General features: G+C 67.5%; 18 protein-coding genes. 10 read left to right on the top strand and 8 right to left on the bottom strand.

All coding sequences use genetic code 11. From position 1 onward, the window contains the following. The first annotated feature begins 400 nt into the window (after positions 1 to 400). On the top strand, positions 401 to 862 hold the full coding sequence (locus OHA10_RS29790) for a nuclear transport factor 2 family protein (protein WP_371402063.1): 462 nt from the start codon (positions 401 to 403) through the stop codon (positions 860 to 862). A gap of 135 nt (positions 863 to 997) precedes the next feature. Here OHA10_RS29790 and OHA10_RS29795 read toward each other — a convergent pair whose 3' ends face one another. After that, on the bottom strand, positions 998 to 2050 hold the full coding sequence (locus tag OHA10_RS29795) for a hypothetical protein (protein ID WP_371402064.1): 1053 nt from the start codon (positions 2048 to 2050) through the stop codon (positions 998 to 1000). Positions 2051 to 3194: 1144 nt separating this feature from the next. On the opposite strand from OHA10_RS29795, the gene OHA10_RS29800 reads away from it, so the two are divergent. Next, on the top strand, positions 3195 to 4490 hold the full coding sequence (locus tag OHA10_RS29800) for a DUF4041 domain-containing protein (protein ID WP_371402065.1): 1296 nt from the start codon (positions 3195 to 3197) through the stop codon (positions 4488 to 4490). Here OHA10_RS29800 and OHA10_RS29805 read toward each other — a convergent pair. Together OHA10_RS29805 and OHA10_RS29810 are read right to left on the bottom strand one after the other, a co-directional pair. Next, entirely contained in the window at positions 4487 to 5299 is an 813-nt protein-coding gene (locus tag OHA10_RS29805; protein ID WP_371402066.1) for an LLM class flavin-dependent oxidoreductase, read from the bottom strand. The genes OHA10_RS29800 and OHA10_RS29805 overlap by 4 nt on opposite strands. A 384-nt stretch (positions 5300 to 5683) precedes the next feature. Then, on the bottom strand, positions 5684 to 6484 hold the full coding sequence (locus OHA10_RS29810) for an alpha/beta fold hydrolase (protein ID WP_371402067.1): 801 nt from the start codon (positions 6482 to 6484) through the stop codon (positions 5684 to 5686). Positions 6485 to 6568: 84 nt separating this feature from the next. Between OHA10_RS29810 and OHA10_RS29815 the strand changes: the two genes are divergently transcribed. Then, a complete protein-coding gene (locus tag OHA10_RS29815; protein WP_371402068.1) occupies positions 6569 to 7459 on the top strand; it encodes an alpha/beta fold hydrolase in 891 nt (296 codons plus the stop codon). On the opposite strand, the gene OHA10_RS29820 is transcribed toward OHA10_RS29815, so the two are convergent. Then, a complete protein-coding gene (locus OHA10_RS29820; protein WP_371402069.1) occupies positions 7443 to 8402 on the bottom strand; it encodes a DUF5937 family protein in 960 nt (319 codons plus the stop codon). The two genes, OHA10_RS29815 and OHA10_RS29820, sit on opposite strands and share 17 nt — an antisense overlap. A gap of 56 nt (positions 8403 to 8458) precedes the next feature. Here OHA10_RS29820 and OHA10_RS29825 point away from each other — a divergent pair, with 56 nt between their 5' ends. Continuing rightward, complete coding sequence (locus OHA10_RS29825; protein ID WP_371402070.1) at positions 8459 to 9700, top strand: MFS transporter; 1242 nt, start codon at positions 8459 to 8461, stop codon at positions 9698 to 9700. Here OHA10_RS29825 and OHA10_RS29830 read toward each other — a convergent pair. Further along, positions 9662 to 9991, bottom strand: coding sequence for an STAS domain-containing protein (locus OHA10_RS29830; RefSeq protein ID WP_371402071.1), 330 nt, complete (start codon positions 9989 to 9991; stop codon positions 9662 to 9664). The genes OHA10_RS29825 and OHA10_RS29830 overlap by 39 nt on opposite strands. Further along, on the bottom strand, positions 9988 to 12150 hold the full coding sequence (locus OHA10_RS29835) for a SpoIIE family protein phosphatase (protein ID WP_371402072.1): 2163 nt from the start codon (positions 12148 to 12150) through the stop codon (positions 9988 to 9990). Before OHA10_RS29835 ends, OHA10_RS29830 begins: the two co-directional genes overlap by 4 nt. Before the next feature lie 106 nt (positions 12151 to 12256). Between OHA10_RS29835 and OHA10_RS29840 the strand changes: the two genes are divergently transcribed. After that, positions 12257 to 14188, top strand: a complete 1932-nt coding sequence (locus OHA10_RS29840) for an acyl-CoA dehydrogenase family protein (protein WP_371402073.1) — start codon at positions 12257 to 12259, stop codon at positions 14186 to 14188. Between the two features lie 4 nt (positions 14189 to 14192). Here OHA10_RS29840 and OHA10_RS29845 read toward each other — a convergent pair whose 3' ends face one another. After that, a complete protein-coding gene (locus tag OHA10_RS29845; protein ID WP_371402074.1) occupies positions 14193 to 14660 on the bottom strand; it encodes a winged helix-turn-helix transcriptional regulator in 468 nt (155 codons plus the stop codon). A 77-nt stretch (positions 14661 to 14737) separates the two neighbouring features. On the opposite strand from OHA10_RS29845, the gene OHA10_RS29850 reads away from it, so the two are divergent. From OHA10_RS29850 to OHA10_RS29870, 5 genes are all read left to right on the top strand, one after another. Next, positions 14738 to 15322, top strand: a complete 585-nt coding sequence (locus OHA10_RS29850; RefSeq protein ID WP_371402075.1) for a dihydrofolate reductase family protein — start codon at positions 14738 to 14740, stop codon at positions 15320 to 15322. Beyond that, a complete protein-coding gene (locus OHA10_RS29855; RefSeq protein ID WP_371402076.1) occupies positions 15322 to 16146 on the top strand; it encodes an MBL fold metallo-hydrolase in 825 nt (274 codons plus the stop codon). Before OHA10_RS29850 ends, OHA10_RS29855 begins: the two co-directional genes overlap by 1 nt. Before the next feature lie 29 nt (positions 16147 to 16175). Beyond that, positions 16176 to 18095, top strand: a complete 1920-nt coding sequence (locus OHA10_RS29860; RefSeq protein ID WP_371402077.1) for a glycoside hydrolase family 15 protein — start codon at positions 16176 to 16178, stop codon at positions 18093 to 18095. Between the two features lie 169 nt (positions 18096 to 18264). Beyond that, the gene (locus OHA10_RS29865) at positions 18265 to 18555 is read left to right on the top strand and encodes a hypothetical protein (RefSeq protein ID WP_371402078.1); all 291 of its coding nucleotides are present in this window, start codon (positions 18265 to 18267) and stop codon (positions 18553 to 18555) included. A gap of 7 nt (positions 18556 to 18562) precedes the next feature. Further along, entirely contained in the window at positions 18563 to 18883 is a 321-nt protein-coding gene (locus OHA10_RS29870) for a hypothetical protein (RefSeq protein WP_371402079.1), read from the top strand. Here the strand turns inward: OHA10_RS29870 and OHA10_RS29875 are convergent. Next, on the bottom strand, positions 18880 to 21573 hold the full coding sequence (locus tag OHA10_RS29875) for an AAA family ATPase (protein ID WP_371402080.1): 2694 nt from the start codon (positions 21571 to 21573) through the stop codon (positions 18880 to 18882). The two genes, OHA10_RS29870 and OHA10_RS29875, sit on opposite strands and share 4 nt — an antisense overlap. Positions 21574 to 21740 lie beyond the last annotated feature (167 nt).

The following is a 21740-nucleotide window of genomic DNA, read 5'->3' on the forward strand; positions in this document are numbered from 1 at the left end:
TCCCTACGGCAACCTGCTCTCGCAGTCACGGTTGGTCGCTGGCGTTTTGCCCTCCCTAATGGGGCATATCGGACCTAGCAAGCCGAATGTTTCATTCGCATCGAAGGTTGTTTCTGACACTTGTGTTAACAGCAGTGGCAAGAACAAACCTTCCGCGCGCGCCGCTCAGACACCTATCAAGGAAGCAAGTGCTTGAGACGCCCGGTGCAGCGTCGGTCGGGGCCAGTAGGCTCGGCTGGCCCGATCCCTAACAGCGGCGTTGAGTACGCGGTGCTTGCGAGATTATCTGCAGCTCCGTCCGGGCCGGCTAATCGGGAGAATGGCTTGTCCCGCCATGTGGCCTGAAGGAATCGCGCGTTGTGGATCGACTGGCGGGTTGGCGTCTCGGTAGCATCTGGGCATGACGGACGAGCAGGACCGCTCTGCTTTGGTTGAGCTCACTCGTATGGCGCAGGAGTCGGCTGAGGCGTACTTGGCGGGTGATCTTGACGGCTACGAGAGTGTGCTGCGTCATGCGGAGGACTTCACCTTGATGCCGCCATTCGGTGGGCCGGTTAGGTCGGGCTTCGTTCTGGACGATGAAACGCGGGAAGCGACGCGGACCACCTTCCGTGGCGGGGAGGTGGAGGTTGAAGTTGATGCCTCGTATGTGACTGACGACCTGGCTGTGCTCGTGGTGGTGGAGCGGCAGCGGGGATTGGTGGGGGAGTTGCCGGAGCAGGACTGGTCTCTGCGTGTCACGCTTGCGTTCCGGCGCGAGGATGGGCGGTGGCGGCTCGTCCACCGGCATGCGGATGCGCTGGTTGACACCATCGGGTGGAGCACGCTCTCGCGGCTCGCGCGGGGCGAATTGACGGACTGAAAGCTGCGCCCGCTGAGGCGTGGGTGTCGTGGCCATCTGGTCGCAGTCAACTTGCTGGGGTTTCGCCGAGTCGCCGCCGATCTTGCTGGATAGTCAATACTTATCGGGTACCCCTTGCGAACATGTTTGGGAGGGCTAGCGCGCGCGTGGCGCGAGCTTGATCATGTCGGCGCGGACGGTGACCAGGCCGCGGTTTGCGCCGGAGGGGGAGTCGTCCAGGTTCACGGGGTAAGTGCCGGTTTTCCAGCACTCGGCCATGGTGACGGTGAGTGGGCAGATGCTGCCCTCCCAGCCGGCCTCGAAATGGTTTCCGTTGGTGCTGGTGAAGGATTCGAGGAGTTCGACGCGGTCGCCGTCGTTGAATTTCGGCCTGATGTAGACCGTGCCTTGCTTGCGATACACGTCGTAATGACCTGGAATTCGCTCCAGCGTTGCTCCGCCCACGCCGGGGATGGGGCCGCCGGAGTACAGTTCGCGACCGTCGTCCAGGCCGACGAGATACTTGGACTCCAGTTTCATCTGCCCGATGAGTTCAGCGTCTGCGCCGTCGGGGTAGAGAATCGTGCCTTCGTCGCCGGCGGCAACGGTTGGGTCTGCGCCGCTGTGCTCGAGCTCCGGGTCCCACGTCAGCACCTTTTGACCGGGCTCGGCCGAGCCCCAGAACGGCTTGGCCAAGCGCACGCGATCGCCTTCCTCGAAGCCGGCGGGTGCAGCGGCCTTTGGTGCGGGAGGCGGAGTGTTAACGACGACCCGTGGCGGTGCCACCGGGGGAGTTGGCGGAGGCGCATACGCAATCGGTGCTGGGGCGGCGGGCGGTGGGACGTAGGCGATCGGCTCCGGAGCACTGGGAGGTACGTATCCGGTCGGCTCCGGATCGGGCGGCGGAATGTTCAGGACCGGCTCGGGGGCGGGCTGTGGCGACGGAGTGATGGGCACGAACGACTCCTCGTCCGGCTGGCTGATCTCTTCCGTGCGGTGGTACCTCGCGTGGGCCGCGTGCCGGCACGGTGCTGGCTCACGCCAGTCGTCGACGAACCAGACGACCGGCCACAGGAGACTCATCGCCGCCGCGCTGGAGATGCCGGGCTCGTCCGGTGACGGCTCAACGCCGCAGCGGCGCTTGTAGTACTGCCGTCCGCAGAAGGCCAAGCCTGCCAGCCAGATGATGAACACAACGAACCAGAACATCCACGACCCCTTAATCGCATCAGCTGATTTCGCTCGAAACCGTTTGGGTGTCCGCGGCGCCGGCAAGATACTTTTGCGTTCCCCGTGACATTGGCCGTTTCCGGTGCCGTCTATCGTCGCAAATGAGGCATTTATTACGATCGGGCGAAAATTCACACAAATGATCGCTGATTAAGCGAGCGACCATTAGCACAACCTGTACACGTACTGGATCTCCAGATGCTCTGGAGATCCAGTACGCGAGGCTGGCGAGCCGTCTACTGCCAGAAGCCGCCGTGTGTGGAGCAGAGTTTGCCGGTTGATCGGCAGGTACTGCAGGTCAGCGTGTCGCCGAGGATGCTCTTGTTGGTTTGACCGTTGCAGTCCGGACATTCGTGTACTCGGTCGTGGCACTTCCTGCATTCGTCCATTTGCTGTCTCCCGTCGCTGTAGGATTTCTGGCATCGGGGCATGCAGAGTTCACACACGGCGCGGCCGTGTGAAATCGCCAGTACCTTCCGGCGGATCAGCCCCCTGCGAAAACGCGAAGTCCGGCGTTGTCTCGATTGGCGACAACCTGCCCCCAAACTCCGCAACCAAGACCATGCCGCTCGGGTTGGTAGTTCGCAAGTGTCGGTATGAACTTCCGTGCGTCACCAACGTTTCGTAAATGACATTCTTCTGTATTTCCCTATGGTGGTCGGCGACTGCTCCGGAGGCGTTCGATGTCGCTGGGTGTAACAAGTTGGTGATGGATCGCGATACACGGGCGCGGGGTGGTCTTGCCGGGGAGGGCGGGCCAACGAGGGCTGGGCCCGTGGGGACGCGATCGTTTGTTTTACGCCGTGGGGGAGCAAGCTGAATGTCTTATCGATTCAATCCACCGCCGAACTGGCCGCAACCGCCTGCCGGCTTCAGGCCGGCGCCGGGGTGGGAGCCTGACCCGGCTTGGCCTCCTGCGCCGCCCGGATGGCAGTTGTGGATACCGGAGACGGAGCAGTCGCCGGAGCCAGGCTTCGCGGAGACGCCATTGCCGCCAGTTTCGGTCCAAGGCAGGCATGCCGCTCGTCCGGACGACTTGTCGTACTGGGATGGCGTTCACCAGCCAGGTGGCAAGACCGCGGTCGTAGGTGCCACTTCACCGGGGCCTGTCGGCTCGGGCGATGTGACCGTCCTGGCGATCCCCAGCTCGCGTGACGGGCACGGATTGTTTGGTGGGAAGAAGCGGCTCGAGAAGGAAGTCGAGAGGCTGCGTGCACTCGTCGAGCAGCTCGGTGGGATGGATGCGCTGACGATTGCGTCCGAGACGGATCGTCTGCGGACTGAACTTCAGATGGTCCGGTCTGAGGTGGAGAGTGCGCGTCTGGATGTCTCCAACGCGGTGACCGAGCTGGCCGCCGTACGAAGCAGCATCATCGAGACCAACGAGGTTGCGTCGCTGCAGGAGGTCGGGCTCTACGAGTACTCGCATCCGCTGGAGGACGCGGTCGCGTACAAGGCGCGGCTGACTGAGCTGAAGGATCGGTACAAGGTTCTCGCTCGGGGAGATGGTGCTGTCACTGCGACGACGACCTGGCAGGTGAACAACTCCGCTCGGGCCGGCGCGAAGATGGTGCGCGAGGTCTCCAAGCTGATGTTGCGCGCGTACAACGCCGAGGCTGACAACTGCGTGCGTACTGTACGGCCGCATCGTCGTGCGACGAGTGTCGAGCGTCTCTCGAAGGCTCGGGACACCATCGCGCGACTCGGGCAGAGTATGAGCATCAGGATCAGCGAGGACTACCACGCTCTGCGCGTGGAGGAAGTTCTGCTGACGGCCGACTATCTCTCCAAGGTCGAGGAAGAGAAGGAGCGGATCCGAGCGCAGCGAGAGCAACAGCGCGAGGAGGAAACTGCCCGCCGCGAGTTCGAACGCGAGAAGGCCAGACTGCTGAAGGAGCGGAGCCACTACGAGACCGCGCTGAGTCGGGTACGGGCGTCAGGCGACGCGGCTGCGATCGAGAAACTCGAGGCGCAGATCGCCGAGATCGAGTCCTCGATCACCGGTGTCGAGCAGCGCGAAGCGAACATCCGGGCCGGGTACGTGTACATCATTTCGAACGTCGGCTCGTTCGGGCAGAACATGATCAAGATCGGGATGACGCGGCGACTAGATCCTCTGGATCGTGTGCGTGAACTTGGGGATGCGTCGGTGCCGTTCCGGTTCGATGTCCACGCGGTGATCTTCAGCGAGGACGCGGTCGGACTCGAGGGCGCGCTTCACGCTGCGTTTGCGGAGCACCGCGTCAACAAAGTGAATCTGCGGCGCGAATACTTCTATGCGACTCCGGCTGAGGTGCGCGACGAACTGGCGAAGATAGCCGGTCAGCACCTACTTGAGTACCACGACATTCCCGAAGCCCTCGAGTGGCGAGCCAGCGGCGGGAAGGCAGCGGTCGACAGCGAACAGTTCGTTGGCTAGGCGGGTGGGCCGGCGGCGATGCGGTGGTGGAGTTCGGTTGGGGGGATTTCGGAGCCGTCTTGTAGCCACCAGGTGACGCCGGCTGCTTCGTAGTGGGCTGCGGTTTCGGGGTTGGGGGTGGCGGAGGGGCTGGGGGACCAGATGGCGATGTCGGGGTTTGGGTGGCCGCCGGAGGCTTCGAAGTCGGTGCGGATGGTGGCTAGTTCTTCGAGGGTGGGGAGGCGGAAGTCGTCGGCCTTGTCTCTGATCTGGGGGAAGAGGCCGGTCGCGCCGCGTGCGCCTCGGATCGGGGCGGTTCGAGGCCAGAAGCCGCTTGTCCAGATGGGGATGTTGCTGGCCGGCATGCGGACGTCGGTGGCTTGGTAGTACTTGCTGTTGTGTTCGACGGGGTCGCCGGACAGGAATTTGTGTAGGAGTTCGGCTCCGTCGTCGAGGCGTTCGGCGAGTTCTTTGCGGTTGGCGGACTCGCCGAAGCGGGTGTAGTCCCAGCCGGCTCCCGTGCCGAGGCCGAGGATCAGGCGGCCGTCTGAGAGGTCGTGGAGAGTGGTGGCTTCGAGTGCCAGCTTTGCCGGGCGTCGGCGGGGCAACGGTACGACCATCGGGCCGATGGAGATCCGGCTGGTTGCCTGCGCGATTGCGGCGAGCGTGACCCATGGGTCCGCGACCGGTGGCTCGTAGCTCGGGGCACTGAGCAGGTCCCAGACGAAGAACCCGTCCCACCCGTGTTGCTCGGTGGCTACGGCGAGATCCCGCAGTACCTTCGGACTTCCGTAATCGCCGAACGACTTCGTGTAGATGCCATAGCGCATGGCAGCCACAACCTGTCATTTCGGAGGGCTATTCCTGCTCGCTATGGTCGGCGGTCATGACGGCAGAGACGGCGAGGAGATGACACGAGGTCTGGACCGCCGGCTGCCCGAGAGCTGATCTCGCTTTGGGGCTGGTTGCCCCACACTTCGGAACTACGACTTGGGTCCGTGGTTGAAGGCGTTCCCGGGGTGCGCTGCGTTGGGGATCCCGGACGGTGCGATGGCGCTCGTCCGTCAGTTGCGTGAGGTTGAGGCAGTTGGGGTGGATGACGGGCGAGCTGGTGCCGCGCGCTGGGGAGGTCGAACCGCGCTGCAGGAACCACTCAGGCCGGTTGGGGGTCGGCGATGGTGGGTCCGCAGTTGGTCGTGCTGGTGGGTGGGCAGTTAGCGGTGCTGGTTCAGGAACTTGGTGAGTTCTGCGAGGTATTGGGGGCGGTTGTCGCGGTGGACTGAGTGGCCGGCGTTGGGGATGTGGACTGAGCGGAATTGGCCGGCTGCTGCTTGGGCGCAGCGGGTCGCGTAGGCGGGAGAGATGAGGGAACCGCGGTCGGTGTCTCCGTGGATGAGGAGGACCGGGCATGTCGTTGCGGCCAGGAGGTCGGTCAGGGGGTCGGAGGTTAGGAACGGGTGGTCGAAGAGGTGGGGGTTTACTTGGGCTTTTGAGATGGCCCAGGGTTCGAGTTCGTCTTCGGGCCAGGCGGGGTCGGTGGAGCGGGCTTGGGCGATGCGGGCGGGGAGGTCGAGGGAGCGGACGTCTGCCAGCCAGCGGGGCATGGACGGAGGTTCGGCCGGGGCGGGCGGTTGGGTGGTGCGCGGTTCGCCGGTTGGGGGGTCTTCTAGGACGACGGCTCGGACTAGGTCTGGTCTGGTGGCGGCTAGGTAGGCGGCGGTCATGGCGCCCATGGAGTGGCCGACGACGATCGTGCCGCCTTCGCGGGGTTGGCTTGATAGGACCAGGGCGGCGTCGTCGCGGAGTTGGGGGTAGTTGACGGGGCCGGGTGGGAGGGCGGAGTTGCCGTGGCCGCGGGCGTCTATGGCCAGGGCTTGGATGTGGGGGATGTGGGTGAGGAGGGGTTCCCAGCATTGGGCGGAGTCGGAGAAGCCGTGGAGGAAGGTGACGTCCGCGGGGGACTCGGTGGTGCGGTACCAGGCCAGATGGGCTGTTTTACCTCGCACGGTGAACATGGTTGGGGACGATAGCGCAGGTGCGCGAGACCACTGCCGATTCTGCTCGGCTGTTGTGTCGGAGGTCGGTGCGACGATGACGGCATGAGTTTTGCCAGCCAGGGCAGTGTGACCACAGATGTGCTCGAGATCGGGTATGAGGCGACGGGGGAGCCGGGTGGGGTGCCGGTGATTCTGTTGCATGGGTTTCCGTATGACGTGCGCGCGTACGACGAGGTCGCGGACGAGCTTGCGGCCAGTGGGCGGTACGTCTTGGCGCCCTATCTGCGCGGCTACGGGCCGACGAGGTTTCGCGAGACCGGGGCTCTGCGGTCGGGGCAGCAGGGGGCGATTGGGCAGGATTTGCTGGACTTCATGGATGGGTTGGGGATCGAGCGGGCTGTTGTTGCCGGCTACGACTGGGGTGGGCGGGCCGCGTGTATCGCGGCAGCGCTGTGGCCGGAGCGCATCAACGGATTGGTGACCTGCGGTGGGTACGCGATTCAGGACATCGCGAGGTCCGGTGAGCCTGCGGCTGCCGAGGACGAGCAGAAGTACTGGTACCAGTACTACTTCCAGTCCGAGCGTGGCCGGCGCGGACTGACAAGCAACCGGGATGAGTTGTGCGCGCTGCTCTGGCGGGACTGGTCGCCGAAGTGGGTCGGCGCCGATGCCGCCTATCCGGCCACCTCGCCCAGCCTGCACAACCCGGACTTCGTTGACGTGGTGATCCACTCTTACCGTCACCGCTACGGCTTGGTCGAAGGGGACCCGCGCTACGAAGCAGTGGAAGACAAGCTTGCCGCGCTGCCGAAGATCGACGTGCCGACGGTGATTCTGGTGAGTGAGGCCGACGGTGTCACCGGGCCGGCGGGGCTCGAGGATGGGCCGCATTTCAGCGGGCCTTGCGAGATTCGCTCGTTGCCGGATATCGGTCACAACGTGCCGCAGGAGGCCCCGGTTGCCTTTGCCCAGGCGGTTACTGCCCTCGGATGAGGCGGTCGCCCAGGTCCGAGCGGTGGTAGAGGACCGAGCGGCCGTGGCGGGCTGAGATGAGGAGGCCGGCCGCGCGGAGGGCTCGCAGGTGTTGGTTGACGGCAGTGGGGGTGACGTTGAGGCGTACGGCCAGTTCAGTTGAGGAGGTTGGGGTTTCCAACAGGACGAGTAGGCGGGATCGGGCGCGGCCGATCAGGTCTGCGAGGGCGGTTGGTGACGAAGCCGACGAGGATTGCCAGAGAGTGCCCAGGCCGCGGGCCGGGTAGATCAGGTGGGGTGGTTCGTCGGGGGAGATGGGGGTGGCGCCACGGCGGCTGAAGAGGGACGGCGTGAGGGTGAGGCCGCGGCCCGCGGTTGAGGTTCGGTAGGAGAGGTCGCTGCGCAGACGGATGCGGAGGACGGTGCCGTCGAGGCGCACGTGAGGGTCGACGTCGGCGAACATGGTGGCCAGGCCGGACTGAGCCATGACTCGGCCGCGGTAGACGATGTCGGCCTCGAGGACGGTTCGCATCCGGGTCCAGTACGGCTCGAAGCAGGCGTCCCAGTAGTCCTGCAACGCGGCCAATATGCGTCGGAGGACGGTGGCTGGGCGACCTCGAAGGGCCGCCGGCAGCCCCGAAGGATGGACGGCGGCGAGGTCCGTGCGTACGACGGCGGCCGGGGTGCTGGTCAGTGCCGAGAGCTCGTCCTCGATGCGGCCGAGCGGGCTGTAAGGGCGGGGAGTGAGGAAGTCCGGCGTCCACAATGCCTCGTTCGTCAGGGCGTGGAGGAGATCCAGGTCGAGGCCGGCGCGCGCCGGCGAAGTCGCTCGCAGCCACGGGAGTTGGAGCGGGAAGCGGCCGGGGTCGCGCAGGGTCCGCAGCGACAGGACCAGCTCGTGCAGCGGTGAGATCGCGAAGCGCACCTCGCCGAGATCGTTGCCAGCGAGTTCGTACTCGATCATGAAGCAAAATGCTACATCGTTGGTCCCCGGCAGCGACCGGATGCGACAACTGTCGAGTGCTCCTCCGTGATCCCGTCGAACGCGCGCTCGCCTCCGCCGTGGCCGCGCTGTCGCTGTCTCGCGGCATGTTCTTCGCCGTCAGCGCGCTCTACTTCACCCGCGGAGTCGGGTTGTCCGCAGCCACCGTCGGCCTCGGGCTCACCACAGCCGGGGCGGTCGGCGTGCTCTCGTCGTACGTCGGTGGCCGGTTGAGCGACCGCTACGGCGCAGATCGCCTCCAGCAATGGACGCTCGCCGCGAACGGAGCCGCACTGTTGGCGTATGCCCTTGCCGGCAACGTCATCAGCTTCATCCTGATCGCGGCCTGCGTGTCGGCGACGCGCGGCCTCCAGAGCACGGCACAGGTCACATTGCTCGCCCGGTGGTACGTAGGGCCCGAGCGGGTCACAGTCCGCGCCAGGCTGCGGGTCGTGATGAACGTCTTCATCGGTGCCGGGAGTCTCCTCGCGGGGCTTGCGCTGATGGTCGATACGACGTCGGCGTACCGGTTGACGGTCGTACTCGTCGGCGGGGTGACGATGCTGGGCACAGTGCCGCTGATCGGTCTGCGTAGGAGGGTGGCGGGCCTGGCGGAGCGGATGGACGCGACTGGCGGGCAGGCCCAGGTGCGTGGACGGTCTCCGCTGCGCGATCGGACGTACGTCGCGTCCACGGTCCTCAATGCCATCGTCGCGATCCAGTTCGGGCTGACGTCGGTCGCGATACCGCTCTGGGTCGCGGACCACACCGATGCCCCGACGGTCGTCGTATCAGCGCTGCTGCTGATCAACACCGCCTATGTGGCTCTCTTCCAGGTCCGCGCGTCCCGCGGTGCACAGAACCTGCGCACCGCCGGGCAGTCGGTGCGGCGAGCGGGGCTCTTCTTGCTTGTCGCGTGTCTGCTCTTTGCCGCGGCCGGGTACCTCGGTGCTGCAGCAGCAACCGGCGTTCTGCTGCTCGCCGCACTCGCCGCGTCCGCCGCCGAGACGAAGGGTGAGGCCGGCGGCTGGACGATGGCCTTCGAGCTCGCCGATCCCGCCCGCGCGGGCGCCTACCAAGGCCTCAGTCAGACCGGCTATGCGGTCGCCCAGATGGTCAGCCCAGCTGTTGTCACGACGAGCGCGATCGACCACGGTACGACGGGTTGGATCGCGCTCGGCATGCTCTTCGCTGCCACCGGCGCCGCAACCGCGCTACTCGCGAACCGCGCTGCCGAGCGGTCAGTCGAGCGTGTGCTGGACCGGGATGGTGTGCGGTAGGTCCGTGAGTTCGAGTGCGGCTCGGAGCGGGGAATCCGGCGGTACGACGACGCGGAGCTCCTGGCGGCTGTGGGCGAGGCGTTCGGCGAGGCGGAACAGCATCGCGATCCCGGAGCTGTCGAGATAGGCGGTCTCGGTCAGGTCGACGACGATGGCGGTCGCGTCGACGGAGGCGAGGTGGCTGATGGCATCCCGTACCTCGACGGCGTTGGTGAGGTCGACCTCGCCCGAGATCCGCACCACCTGGACGCCCTTGCTCATCCAGGCGTCGACCTCGGCGTACGCCGTCATTTCTCCCCCCCGGCCGCTACGTTGCGCCGCATGAGGACCGTCGTACCCTCCGGATCGCTGTCGATGTCCACCGAGTCCGAGAGCCCGTGGATCAGCGTCAGACCCAAGCCACCGCCACGGTCGGCCGGCTTCCGCCACCGGCCGTGGTCGCGCACCGTCAGCTCCACCGAGCCGTCCACGAGTCGCGCCTCGACGTGCATGTCGCCCGGCGTGGCGCCGTACGCGTGACGTACGACGTTGCCGCATGCTTCCCCGCAGGCGATCGCGATCTCGCCGGCATCGCGCGCGTTGACGCCTGACTCGCGGAGCCAGCGACGTAACGCGTGCCGGACCTGGAAGAGCATGCGCGCGTCTGCCGGTACGTCGAGGGTCAGCGGCGTTCCGGCCATCGCCAACGGCCTCAACGCCACGAGCGCGATGTCGTCGGCAACCTTGCCGGGCTCCGGCAGGCTCGAGAGAAGGTGGTCGCAGAGCGCGTCGAGGTCGGACCACTCGGCACCGCCCGCTTCGGCGAGCAACCGATCCAGCCCGTCCTGGATCGACAGCGTGCGCTTCTCGACCAGCCCGTCGGTGTAGAGCAGCAGAGTCGCTCCGGGCCGCAGTCGCTGCGTAGCTTCGGCATAGTCCCAGTGCGCAAGTACGCCGAGCGGTGGCGCCAGCCCGCCGTCGAGGTACTGCGTGCTCTCGTCGTCGATCAAGAGTGCAGGCGGATGTCCCGCGTTCGTGAACCGCACCGTGCCGGTGTCCGGGTCGTACAGGACGTAGAGCAGGGTCACCATCTCAGCCATCGGCAGCTCGCGGGCCAATCCGTGCAGTCGGGTCATCACCGCGACCGGTGACGGATCGTGGATGGCGTACGCGCGGACCGCCATCCGCAGCTGTGTCATCGCCGCGGCGGCCTGCAGACCGTGGCCGGCGACATCACCGATGACGAGACCTATCAGGCCGTCGCGCAGCTGGATCACGTCGTACCAGTCGCCGCCGACGTGCAGGTCCGCGGTCGCCGGGACATACCGGGCGGCCACAACCAGGCCGGGGATGTCGGGCATCCGGTCCGGCAGCAGGCTGCGTTGGAGAGTCTCCGCGATCTGGTGCTCGCGCCGGGTCCTGGCCTCCTCTCGGGTCAGCTGTTGCTGGGCCTCGAGCCGGTGGTCGACCTCGCGGCGGAGCCGGTCGTTCGCTGCCTTCAGCTCCGCGGTGCGGTCCTTGACGCGCTCCTCGAGGTCGGCGGCCGAGGTCATCAGCGCACGGACGAATCCCATCCGCTCGGTCACCAGCGCGGCGAGGAGGAAGGACGTCAGCGCGACGGTGGCGTTGAAGGCCTGGAGGGTCAGCATCTGCTCCAGCAGCGATTTCCCCGCGAACGGTCCGAGTCCGCGCGACGCCGACCAGGTTGCGATCAGGGATGCGACCAGCGCGGCGGGCGCGGCTCCGCGCAACTGCAGCCGCCACGAGGCCCAGCCCAGCAACGGCAGGACCAGGAACAACAACGCGACGTCGGTGCGCGTCGTCCACGACACGAGGACGATGGTCAGCACGAGGATGACCCCTGCTTCGAGCCGGCGCGCGGCCGGCCACGGTTCGAGTTCTCGGAACAGAGGGATGCACAAGAGGAACGGAGCGACGGCGAGAACGCCCATCGCGTCACCGGTCCACCACACCACCCAGGCACCGGCCAGCCCGTGAGCGCCTTTCGATGCTGTGAGCGCGACGGCGCCGATGGTTGCGCTGATCGTCATGCTCGCCAGCGCGCCGAGGAAGACGATTGCCAGCGCATCACGCAAGCGGTCCAGCTGGCGGCGGAACCCGATGCGCTCGAGCACGATCGCCGCGACGAGTGGTGCCAGCGTGTTGCCCATCGCGGTCAGCAGCGCCGGTACCGGACCCGTGCTGATCGGCAGGTTCACGGCCAGAGCCGCCAGTGCGACACCCGGCCAGACCCTCCTCCCCAGGATCAGGAATGCCGCCAATGCGATCCCGCTGGGCGGCCAGAGCGGCGTGACGTTGCGCTCGACCAGCGACAGGCTCAGACCGAGGCGCGCACCGAGGTAGTACGCCGCGCCGACCAGGACCGCGGCCGCGGCGGTGCGGCCCAGATCCCCCGGTATGCGCAGCCTGAGTGCCCTCGAGGCCCATGCGACTCCCGTGCGCCCACCCATGGCTCATGGGACGCTGCGAAACCGGACTACGTCAAGCACCGTGCGGGGGAGCCTGGTTTGGGGTACTAGCGGGTAGTAGGAGTCCCCAGGCGGAGGAGTGATACCCGTGACGGCTACGACGCGGCAGGTCGGCGAGCGTGAGGCCCGGGAGGTTGCGGAGGCGGCTCGGGAGTCCGAGTGGACCCGGCCGAGTTTCGCCAAGAAGCTCTACCTAGGCGACTTCGACCTGTCGCTGATCCATCCGCAACCGCATGCCGTCGCGGCCGACGACGTGGTGCGCGGCGAGGAGTACATCGCCCGGTTGGCGGCGTACTGCGAGACGCTCGACGGCCTCCTGATCGAGCGCGAGGCGAAGATCCCGGACGAGTACCTGCGCGGGCTCGCGGAGCTGGGGACGTTCGGCATCAAGATCCCGACCGCGTACGGCGGCCTCGGCCTGCCGATGTCGTACTACGGCAAGGCGCTGATGCTGGTCTCGTCGGTGCATCCGAGCCTGAGCGCGCTGGTGTCGGCGCATCAGTCGATCGGTGTGCCGGAGCCGGTGAAGATGTTCGGGACCGACGAGCAGAAGCAGCGGTTCCTGCCCCGCTGCGCCGCCGGTGCGGTGACGGCGTTCCTGCTGACCGAGCCCGATGTGGGTTCGGATCCGGCCCGGCTGGCGTCGACGGCGACCCCGACCGACGACGGTACGGCGTACCTCCTGGACGGCGTGAAGCTCTGGACGACGAACGGCGTCATCGCGGAGCTGGTCGTGGTGATGGCCCGCGTACCGGAACACGAGGGCGGACGGGGCGGTATCAGCGCGTTCGTGGTCGAGTCCGACTCGCCGGGGATCACGGTCGAGAACCGCAACGCCTTCATGGGTTTGCGCGGGATCGAGAACGGCGTGACCCGCTTCCATCAGGTCCGGGTGCCGGCCGAGAACCGGCTGGGACGCGAGGGTGACGGCCTGCGGATCGCGCTCACCACGCTGAACACCGGCCGGTTGTCGATCCCGGCGACCACCACGGCGGCGGCCAAGTGGTGCCTGAAGATCGCGCGGGAGTGGTCCGCGGAGCGGGTCCAGTGGGGCCGGCCGATCGGCGCCCACGCTGCCGTGGCCGAGAAGATCTCGTTCATGGCGGCCACGACCTTCGCGCTCGAGGCAGTGCTCGACCTGTCGGCGAACCTGGCCGACGCGGGTACGAAGGACATCCGGATCGAGGTCGCGCTGGCCAAGCTGTGGGCCAGCGAGATGGCCTGGCGGATCGCCGACGAACTGGTGCAGATCCGCGGCGGACGGGGGTACGAGACCGCCGACTCGCTGGCGGCCCGGGGCGAACGCGCGGTGCCGGCGGAGCAGATCCTGCGCGACCTGAGGATCAACCGGATCTTCGAGGGCTCGACCGAGATCATGCATCTGCTGATCGCCCGCGAGGCCGTCGACGCCCACCTGTCCGCGGCCGGCGACCTGGCTTCGCCGGACGCCGATCTGCAGGCCAAGGCGAAGGCTGCGGTGAATGCGAGCGGGTTCTACGCCAAGTGGCTTCCGCAGCTGGCAGTCGGCAAGGGGGCTGATCCCAGGTCGTACCGCGAGTTCGGGCCGCTGGCGAAGCACTTGCGGTACGTCGAGCGGTCGTCCCGGAAGCTTGCGCGGCAGACGTTCTACGGGATGGGGCGATGGCAGGCGAAGCTCGAGTACCGGCAGGGTTTCCTGGCCAGGATCGTGGACATCGGCGCCGAGCTGTTCGCGATGGCGGCATCCTGCTCGCGGGCCGAGACCCTGCGCTCACACGGCGACGCTGCCCAGGGCGAGTCGGCGTACGAGTTGGCGGCGGTGTTCTGCGAACAGGCGCGGCTGCGGGTCGATCACCTCTTCGAGCAGCTGTGGAACAACACCGACGATGCCGACCGGAGGCTGGCCCAGCAGGTGCTCGACGGGAAACACAGCTGGCTCGAGGCCGGCATCGTCGACCCCTCCGAGGGAACCGGTCCGTGGATCGCCCAATGGCAACCCGGCGAATCGACAGCTGAGAACAAGTCACGCCGCTACCGCTGACCGATCATCGCCCGTCGGCGTCGAGGCGGTCGAACGGGCTCGGGCCGTCGTGGGGCTCGGGTCGGCCCAGATGGCGGGCGCGGAGATCGTCCATGAGGGCCTCGACGAAGGCGGGGCCCTCGTCCTGCATGAACTGCTGGCGGGCGTGGAGTTCGTTGGCGGCGGGCCGCCAGGTGAGCGACCAGTTGCCCAGGGCGACGAGGATCGGAAGGGTCTGGATGCCGGCCTCGGTGAGGCTGTACTGCGCGCGCTGCCCGCGGGCGGCAGTGCCGCGGCTGAGGAGGCCTGCTTCGACCAGGCGGACCAGGCGGTCGGCCAGGATGTTCGAGGCGATGCCTTCGGTCGATCCGGTGAGCAGCGCGCGGAAGTAGCGACGGTCGCTGAAGATGACGTCACGCAGTACGAGCAGCGACCAGCGATCTCCTAATACCTCGACGGCGGCGTTGATCGGACAGCCGGACCGTGGTTCCACGACTCCTCCTTGACAGCTCTGGGCATCGCCATAATAGTGATTGCAGATTGCAAGCACTAGTCGGAAGAGGGGGTTCGATGGGCCGCTTCGTGTATGCGATGAACGTGTCCCTCGACCTGCGGATCGAGCAGGTCCCGGGCGACAACGGCGCGGGCGAGTGGCTGCGCATCGACGAGGAGTTCCACCGCGCGGCCAACGCGTGGACGCGGGAGCTCGCGATGATCGTCCACGGCCGGATCATCTACGAGACGATGGAGGAGTACTGGCCGCGGGCGCCCGGCGACGCGTCGCTGCCGGACTACATGCGCGAGTACGGCGAGATCTGGATCGCCACGCCCAAGGTGCTCGTCTCGCGCACCCGCAGCAGTGCCGATCACAACACCCGGATCATCGGCGGCGACGACTCGATCGAGCAGCTCGCCGTCCTCCGCGCCGAGACCGAAGGCACGATCGCCGTGGGTGGTGCGACGCTCGCCACCCAGCTGCTCCGCGCGGGGCTGCTCGACGAGCTCCTGCTGACCACCCATCCCGCGATCCTGGGCTTCGGCCGGCCGCTGTTCGACGACTACGACCTGCCGATCGATCTCGAACTGCTGGAGCAGCAGAGGTTCGGATCGGGCGCCACCATGAACCGCTACGCGATCGTGAAAGAGGCCGGCTGATGCTGAGGCAAGTTGCGGACGGCGTGTTGACCCACCAGAGCGAGTTGCTCCAGAACAACGCCGTCGTGGTGCGCGGCAACGCTGGCGTACTGCTCGTCGACCCCGGACTCACCCGCGACGAAATGGCCTGCCTCGCGAACGACCTCGGCGAAGACCGTGTCGTGGCAGGCTTTGCGACGCACCCCGACTGGGATCACGTTCTCTGGTACGCCGACCTCGGCGATGCGCCCCGCTACGGTACGGCGCGTTGCGCGGCCGAGCTCGAAGAGCTGCGGTCGAACCCGGAGTGGAAGGCCGACATCACCGAGTGGATGCCAGCGGAGATCGTCGACGACGTACCGCTGGATTTGTTCGGCCTCATCACCGCTCTACCTGCCGGAGCCACTCAGATCCCTTGGGACGGTCCACACGTCCGCGTCATCGAGCACCGCGCACATGCCACGGGTCATGCGGCGCTGCTGATCGAAGAGCAAGGGGTTCTCGTCGCCGGCGACATGCTGTCGGACGTCCTGATCCCCATGCTCGACGTGAACGGCGATCCCGATCCGATCGAGGAGTATCTCGCCGCGCTCCGGCTGTTCGACGAGGTGGCGGACCGCGTCGAGGTCGTCGTACCAGGCCATGGTTCTGTCGGCGGAGCGGACGACCTGCGGGCACGGATCGATCGCGATCGCGCCTACGTGCAGGCGTTGCGTGACGGCCGCGAGGTCATCGACCCCCGGATCGGGTCATCGGCCAAGACCGGTTGGGAATGGGTGGGCGACGTACATGCGGGCCAGCTGCAACGCCTCGCCCAAAGAAGCGAGCGCGACGTACTGTCGTGAAAAGGGGCGGCTCGCAGAGGGGATGAGCGATGGCCGAATCGGGCCCGGGTCGAAGCGCGCACCCGCTGATCGCGGACTACGCCTTCCTGTCGGACTGCGAGTCCAACTGCCTGATCGCGCCGAGCGGCGCGATCGAGTGGATGTGCTTGCCGCGACACGACTCGCCCAGTGTGTTCGGGGCGATTCTCGACCGCGCCGCGGGGAGGTTCCGGCTCGGACCGTACGGCGTACAGGTGCCGGCCGCCCGTCGGTACCTGCCGGGCAGCCTGATGCTCGAGACGACGTGGAAGACGCCGACCGGCTGGCTGCTCGTCCGTGATTCGCTGGTGATGGGTCCGTGGCACAACATCTCCGAGCGGTCCGCGACGCACCGCCGTACGCCGACCGACTACGACGCCGAGCACTGCCTGCTTCGGACGGTGAAATGCGTCAGCGGCACAGTGGACCTCTCGATGGTGTGCGAGCCGATGTTCGGATACGGCCGCTGGGCAGCGGACTGGCGGTACGAAGGGCCCGGGTACGGCGAGGCGGTGGCGAGCCGGGCCGACCTGGACGACGCCGTCACGCTGAAGCTCACCACCGATCTACGCCTCGGTCTGGAAGGCCCCACGGCCCAGGCCCGGACACGCATGTCGCACGGCGACACGGCGTTCGTCGCGCTCTCGTGGTCGCACTTGCCGCCGCCGCGGAGCTGGGCGGAAGCCCTCGAAGCGACAGGCCGTACGGCGGAGTACTGGCGGCAATGGATCAACGTCGGCGTCTTCCCGGACCATCGCTGGAGCCACCATCTGGCGCGCAGTGCTCTCACGTTGAAAGGACTCACCTACGCTCCGACCGGGGCATTGCTCGCTGCGGCGACGACGTCCCTGCCGGAAACGCCGAAGGGCGAGCGGAACTGGGACTACCGCTACTCGTGGGTCCGGGATTCGACCTTCGCGCTCTGGGGTCTCTACACGATCGGGCTCGATCGCGAGGCGAACGACTTCTTCTCGTTCCTCACCGAGCTGTGTGACGGCGACCAGGACATCCAGATCATGTACGGCATCGGCGGCGAGCGTGAACTGCCGGAGCGGACGCTGGACCACCTGAGCGGTTACGAGGGCGCGAGACCGATCCGCGTCGGCAACGCGGCGTACCTCCAGGGTCAGCACGACGTGTGGGGAGCGATCCTCGACTCGCTGTACCTGCATGCCACCTCGCGCGACCAGGTGACCGAGAGCCTGTGGCCGTTCCTGAAGCGGCAGGTCGAGGCGGCGGCGAAGCATTGGCGCGAGCCCGACCAGGGCATGTGGGAGTCGCGCGGTGAACCGCAGCACTACACGTCGTCCAAGCAGATGTGCTGGGTGGCGATGAGCCGTGGCGCGCGGCTGGCCCGGCTGCACGACGAACCCGGATTCGCCGAGGACTGGGAAGCGGTCGCCGACGAGATCCGCAAGGACATCTGTGCCAACGGTGTCGACGACAGGGGAGTGTTCGTCCAGCGGTACGGCGCGACCACGCTCGACGCGTCGCTGCTTCTCCTGCCGTTGCTCCGATTCCTGCCCGCCGACGATTCGCGGGTGCGCGCCACCGTGCGAGCGATCGCCGACGAACTCACCGAGGACGGCCTGGTACTGCGGTACCGCGTCTCGGAGACCGATGACGGTATGCACGGTCAGGAAGGCACGTTCGCGATCTGCTCGTTCTGGCTGGTGTCGGCGCTCGTCGAGATCGGCGAACTGGCCGAGGCCACCGCGCTCTGCGAGCGGCTCCTGTCCTACGCGAGCCCGCTGGGCCTGTACGCCGAGGAGATCGACCCGGCGAGCGGACGCCACCTCGGCAACTTCCCGCAGGCGTTCACTCATCTGGCGTTGATCAACGCGATCATGCACGTCGTCCGCGCTGAGGAAGGCGGCCGCAACACCTTCGGCGCGATGAGTGGTTCGTTGACCGATCACAGTGGGCACTGACCAGGGGTTCGGCCCGGTGGGTCCCGGAGGCGATCAGGTGGGTGTTGGCGTGACGGTTGCGGGGTGAGCCGGGAGGCGGCTCCGAGAAGCCGAGTGGACGGAGAGTTGTGATGGGCGAGGCGTTCGAGGAGCGGAAGCTGATCGCCAGCGGGATGGCGGGTCGGAACTGATGCCGGCGCCGGCGTGGGAGCGGGTGACGTCCGCCGAGGTGGAGCGTGCGCTCGAGGAGTACGACCGGCTGGGGCCCAAGGCCTTCTTTGCCGAGCACGGCTTCGCGCCGACGACGACGTACGAACTCGTCTGGAAGGAACGCACTTATCCACCCAAGGCAGTGCTGGGCACGGCCTACGAGTTCGCGACCGGACACCGTCTGGCGTCAGCCGATTTCGAAGGCGGCAAGGCGGGTGCCGTCAAGGTGCTCGGCGCGCTGGGCTTCACGGTCCGCCCGATCGACAGATGAGACCAGCATGCTGACAGATATCCACGCCGGTGACGGTGATCCGGTTGCTCGGGAGCACATCGCAGCGGCGGTGACCGCGGCCCGACTGATGTATGCGGACGGGGCGACCCAGGTCTTCGAGCGCAACGGGGCGACCACCTACACCGAGGACGGGCGCGTCACCCGAGGCGAGTGGTACGTCGACGATCGTGGCCGGTTCTGCTCGTTCTGGCCGCCGTCGTACCGGGCGTGCTACCTCCTGCACTGGCTGGTCGCGGACGACATGATCGTGGGGCTGACGTTCGTCGACCTCAGCGGGCGATCACGTTTCGAAGGGCGCTACGCCTAGCCGTGCTCACCGGCCACGTCCGGCGTCAGCTTGTGGAGCAGGGCCCGTCGCGAGGAGATCCCGAACTTCTCGAAGACCTTGTGCAGGTGGTACTCGACGGTGCGCGGACTGAGGAACAGCCGTTCGCCGATCTCCGGATTCGTCAGGCCCTGCCCGGCCAGCGCGGCGATGCTCGTCTCTTGTGGGGTGAGCTGGTCCCGGTGGTCCGCGATGCGCCGCCGGGCCCGGTCGCCGGTGGCGAGGTACTCCCGGTGCGCGCGTTCGGTGAAGGCAGTGGCGCCGGCTGCCGCGAGCCGATCGCGGGCGGCCTTGAGCTGGACCCTTGCGTCGACGCGTCGGCCCTCGCGGCGCAGCCATTCGCCGTACACGAGTTGGGTTCGAGCCAGGTGGACCACGACACGGGTCCGGGCCAGGTGATCGATCGCCAGCTGGTACAGCCGCTCTGCCTGCGGACCGTCGGTCAGCAAGGCACGGGAGCGCGCTTCGAGACCGAGCGCCCAGTCGGTGCCGGCCGCACGCGTTCGTTCGGCCAACGCCTCCAGCGCGTACGCCGCGGCCGCGGGCTGCCCGCTCCGCGCGGCGGCCTCGATCAGCTCCGTCAGACCCCAGCCGCACAGGACGAGCTCGTCCTCTGCCACCACATCGCGCGCGGCCGCGAGCGCGGCGTCGTACCGTCCCAAGCCGTTCGACAGTACGGCGGCCGACAGGGCGGCCGTGGTGAGGAGGATGCCTTCGCCGCGCTCCATCGCATCCTGGCGAGCAGCCTCGATCCGTGCGAGTGCGACTTCCTCGGCGCCACGCCATCCGGCCAATAACAGCGCCCCGCACGGGAAGGTCGGGCCCGAGGTCGTCAGTGCGTCGATGCGATCGACCAGCTGCTGTGCGGTGTCGAAGTTGCCGAAGTGGAGCTCGGCCAGGCAGCGGTCGGTCAATGCGAACGGCAGTTTCATCAGCGAGCCGGTCTCCCGCGCGAGGTCCACCCCGCGCGAGGTCAGCTTGTCCCACAGCTCGTCGTCCCACAGATCCGCGCCGATCCGCGACGCGATCCCGAGCCACCGGTTACTTGTCTGGTCGGCGGCCACGGCTCGTACCGTCGGCTTCAGCAGCTGATGGCTCGACACGAACCCGGTCGCGAAGCGCGCGGTGAGACCGACGAGAAGATCCCGTGTCGTCCCGTCACAGGTCCATTCGGTAGGCGTCCGGCGAGCGAAGGCACCCGTACCCGACCCAAGCCGGCCCGCGTAGGTCGCCGCAACCAGGGCCTCCAGAAATCCTTCGCAGGCAAGCGGGTCGTTCGCCCGGTGCAGCTCCTCGGCGGCCTGCAGCAGGCGCTCGGCGGCCGGAACATTGCGCTTGTCGACGAACGCCAAACGGGCGTGCTGCCGGCTGAGATAGCGACGGATCCGTCCGTCCAGTCGACCGAGCCCGGCCGCAGCAAGCAGGTGGACAGCGGAAGAGGCCGAGCCGATGTCGAGCTTCGCCACCGCGGCCGCCAGCAGTCGCGCCGAGCGTACGTCGGCATCGCAGGTGAGTAGCGCGGACCGTTCGAGGAACGCCGCCTCGCCGGCCCGGCCGCACCGCCGACGGGCCGGCGCCGCGCAGTATTCGAGCTCTGTCGCGAGCTGGTCGTCCGGGCCGGTCGTCGCGACGGCGAGGTGCCATGCGCGGCGGTCACGGGCGACCACGGCGTCGGTCGCGGCCGCCAGCGCGCGGTGAACCTGCTCGCGCTCCGAGCTCGTCGCCAGGCTGTACACCGCCGACCGAACGCCGGGGTTCACGAACAGGACGCGAGTCTCCTGCCGAAGCCAGCCCTCGTCCTGAAGAGTCCTCGTCACGTGACGGTCGAGACCGAGGACGTCCGCGGCCCTCCACTGGAGTGCCGGGTCGCCGGTCGGGTCGGCCGCCGCCAGGATGAGCGCCAGGCGCTCGGCGTGCGTGAGGCGTCCCATCCGCTCGCCCAGCTCGCCGGTGTCCCCGCGGACAACGCCGTACCCGCCGGCGAAGTCCGGCGACATCACGCCGTCCACGGCCGCGAGGATGTCGCGTGGGATGCCGTTCGCTTCGGCGACGATCCGGCTGAGCACGGCCTCGTCGACACCGCCGTACGACGCTGTCCGCAGCAGCGCGCGACCGTCGGCATCGCTGAGCCCGGTCAGCTGCAGGCAAGGGAACTGGGCGAAGTCGTCGGCGTCGGCACAGGTCGCGAGGACAACCGCGACCGGGCAGGCGCCGAGCCGTCGTACCGCGAAGGCGAGCGCCCGCGAGGTCGCCGCGTCGAGCCACTGAGCATCGTCGACCAGGATCAGTGCCGGTCGGTCTTTGGCAGCCCCGATCAGCAGTGTCTGTGTGGCCAGACCGATGAGGTAAGGGTCAGCATGTCCCTCCGTGATTCCGAATGCGGCCTCGACGTCGGCGCGTTGGGGGAGGTCGAGCGCGGTGAGGTCGGCGCGGAGCGTCGTACAGAGCTGTTGGAGAGCGGCGAACGGCATGGCTCGCTCGGACTGCACACCGCGGGTCCGGACGATCTCCATCCCCGGTGCGCCGGCTGCCGCGAGGTCGAGCACGGCGCTCCGGCCGATTCCAGCCTCACCACGCAGGACCACGACCCGGCCCTGTCCGGACCGTGCAAGGCGGAATTCGTCCTCCAGACGCCGCTGAACAGCAGAGCGTCCGATGAGAGATGGGCTCACGATCGCAGCATGTCCCGATCGGTCGGCACGCGGACCCGTGGCGACCACGGGTTCATCCCTGGGACGCTGGCCGGACTGGCTGGTCCTCACCACGCACTGGCTGGTCTGCGCGGTCAGCCAGGTCATCCCGTGCCTACAATTTCTGCGACCGGGCGGGGTATTGAGTG

Source organism: Kribbella sp. NBC_00662, assembly GCF_041430295.1.
GTDB lineage: Bacteria > Actinomycetota > Actinomycetes > Propionibacteriales > Kribbellaceae > Kribbella.

Coding starts and splice junctions, on each gene's coding strand:
- OHA10_RS29790 (WP_371402063.1), top strand. CDS start 401: ATGACGGACGAGCAGGACCGCTCTGCTTTGGTTGAGCTCACTCGTATG.
- OHA10_RS29795 (WP_371402064.1), bottom strand. CDS start 2,050: ATGTTCTGGTTCGTTGTGTTCATCATCTGGCTGGCAGGCTTGGCCTTC.
- OHA10_RS29805 (WP_371402066.1), bottom strand. CDS start 5,299: ATGCGCTATGGCATCTACACGAAGTCGTTCGGCGATTACGGAAGTCCG.
- OHA10_RS29810 (WP_371402067.1), bottom strand. CDS start 6,484: ATGTTCACCGTGCGAGGTAAAACAGCCCATCTGGCCTGGTACCGCACC.
- OHA10_RS29815 (WP_371402068.1), top strand. CDS start 6,569: ATGAGTTTTGCCAGCCAGGGCAGTGTGACCACAGATGTGCTCGAGATC.
- OHA10_RS29820 (WP_371402069.1), bottom strand. CDS start 8,402: ATGATCGAGTACGAACTCGCTGGCAACGATCTCGGCGAGGTGCGCTTC.
- OHA10_RS29830 (WP_371402071.1), bottom strand. CDS start 9,991: ATGACGGCGTACGCCGAGGTCGACGCCTGGATGAGCAAGGGCGTCCAG.
- OHA10_RS29835 (WP_371402072.1), bottom strand. CDS start 12,150: ATGGGTGGGCGCACGGGAGTCGCATGGGCCTCGAGGGCACTCAGGCTG.
- OHA10_RS29850 (WP_371402075.1), top strand. CDS start 14,738: ATGGGCCGCTTCGTGTATGCGATGAACGTGTCCCTCGACCTGCGGATC.
- OHA10_RS29855 (WP_371402076.1), top strand. CDS start 15,322: ATGCTGAGGCAAGTTGCGGACGGCGTGTTGACCCACCAGAGCGAGTTG.
- OHA10_RS29860 (WP_371402077.1), top strand. CDS start 16,176: ATGGCCGAATCGGGCCCGGGTCGAAGCGCGCACCCGCTGATCGCGGAC.
- OHA10_RS29865 (WP_371402078.1), top strand. CDS start 18,265: ATGCCGGCGCCGGCGTGGGAGCGGGTGACGTCCGCCGAGGTGGAGCGT.
- OHA10_RS29870 (WP_371402079.1), top strand. CDS start 18,563: ATGCTGACAGATATCCACGCCGGTGACGGTGATCCGGTTGCTCGGGAG.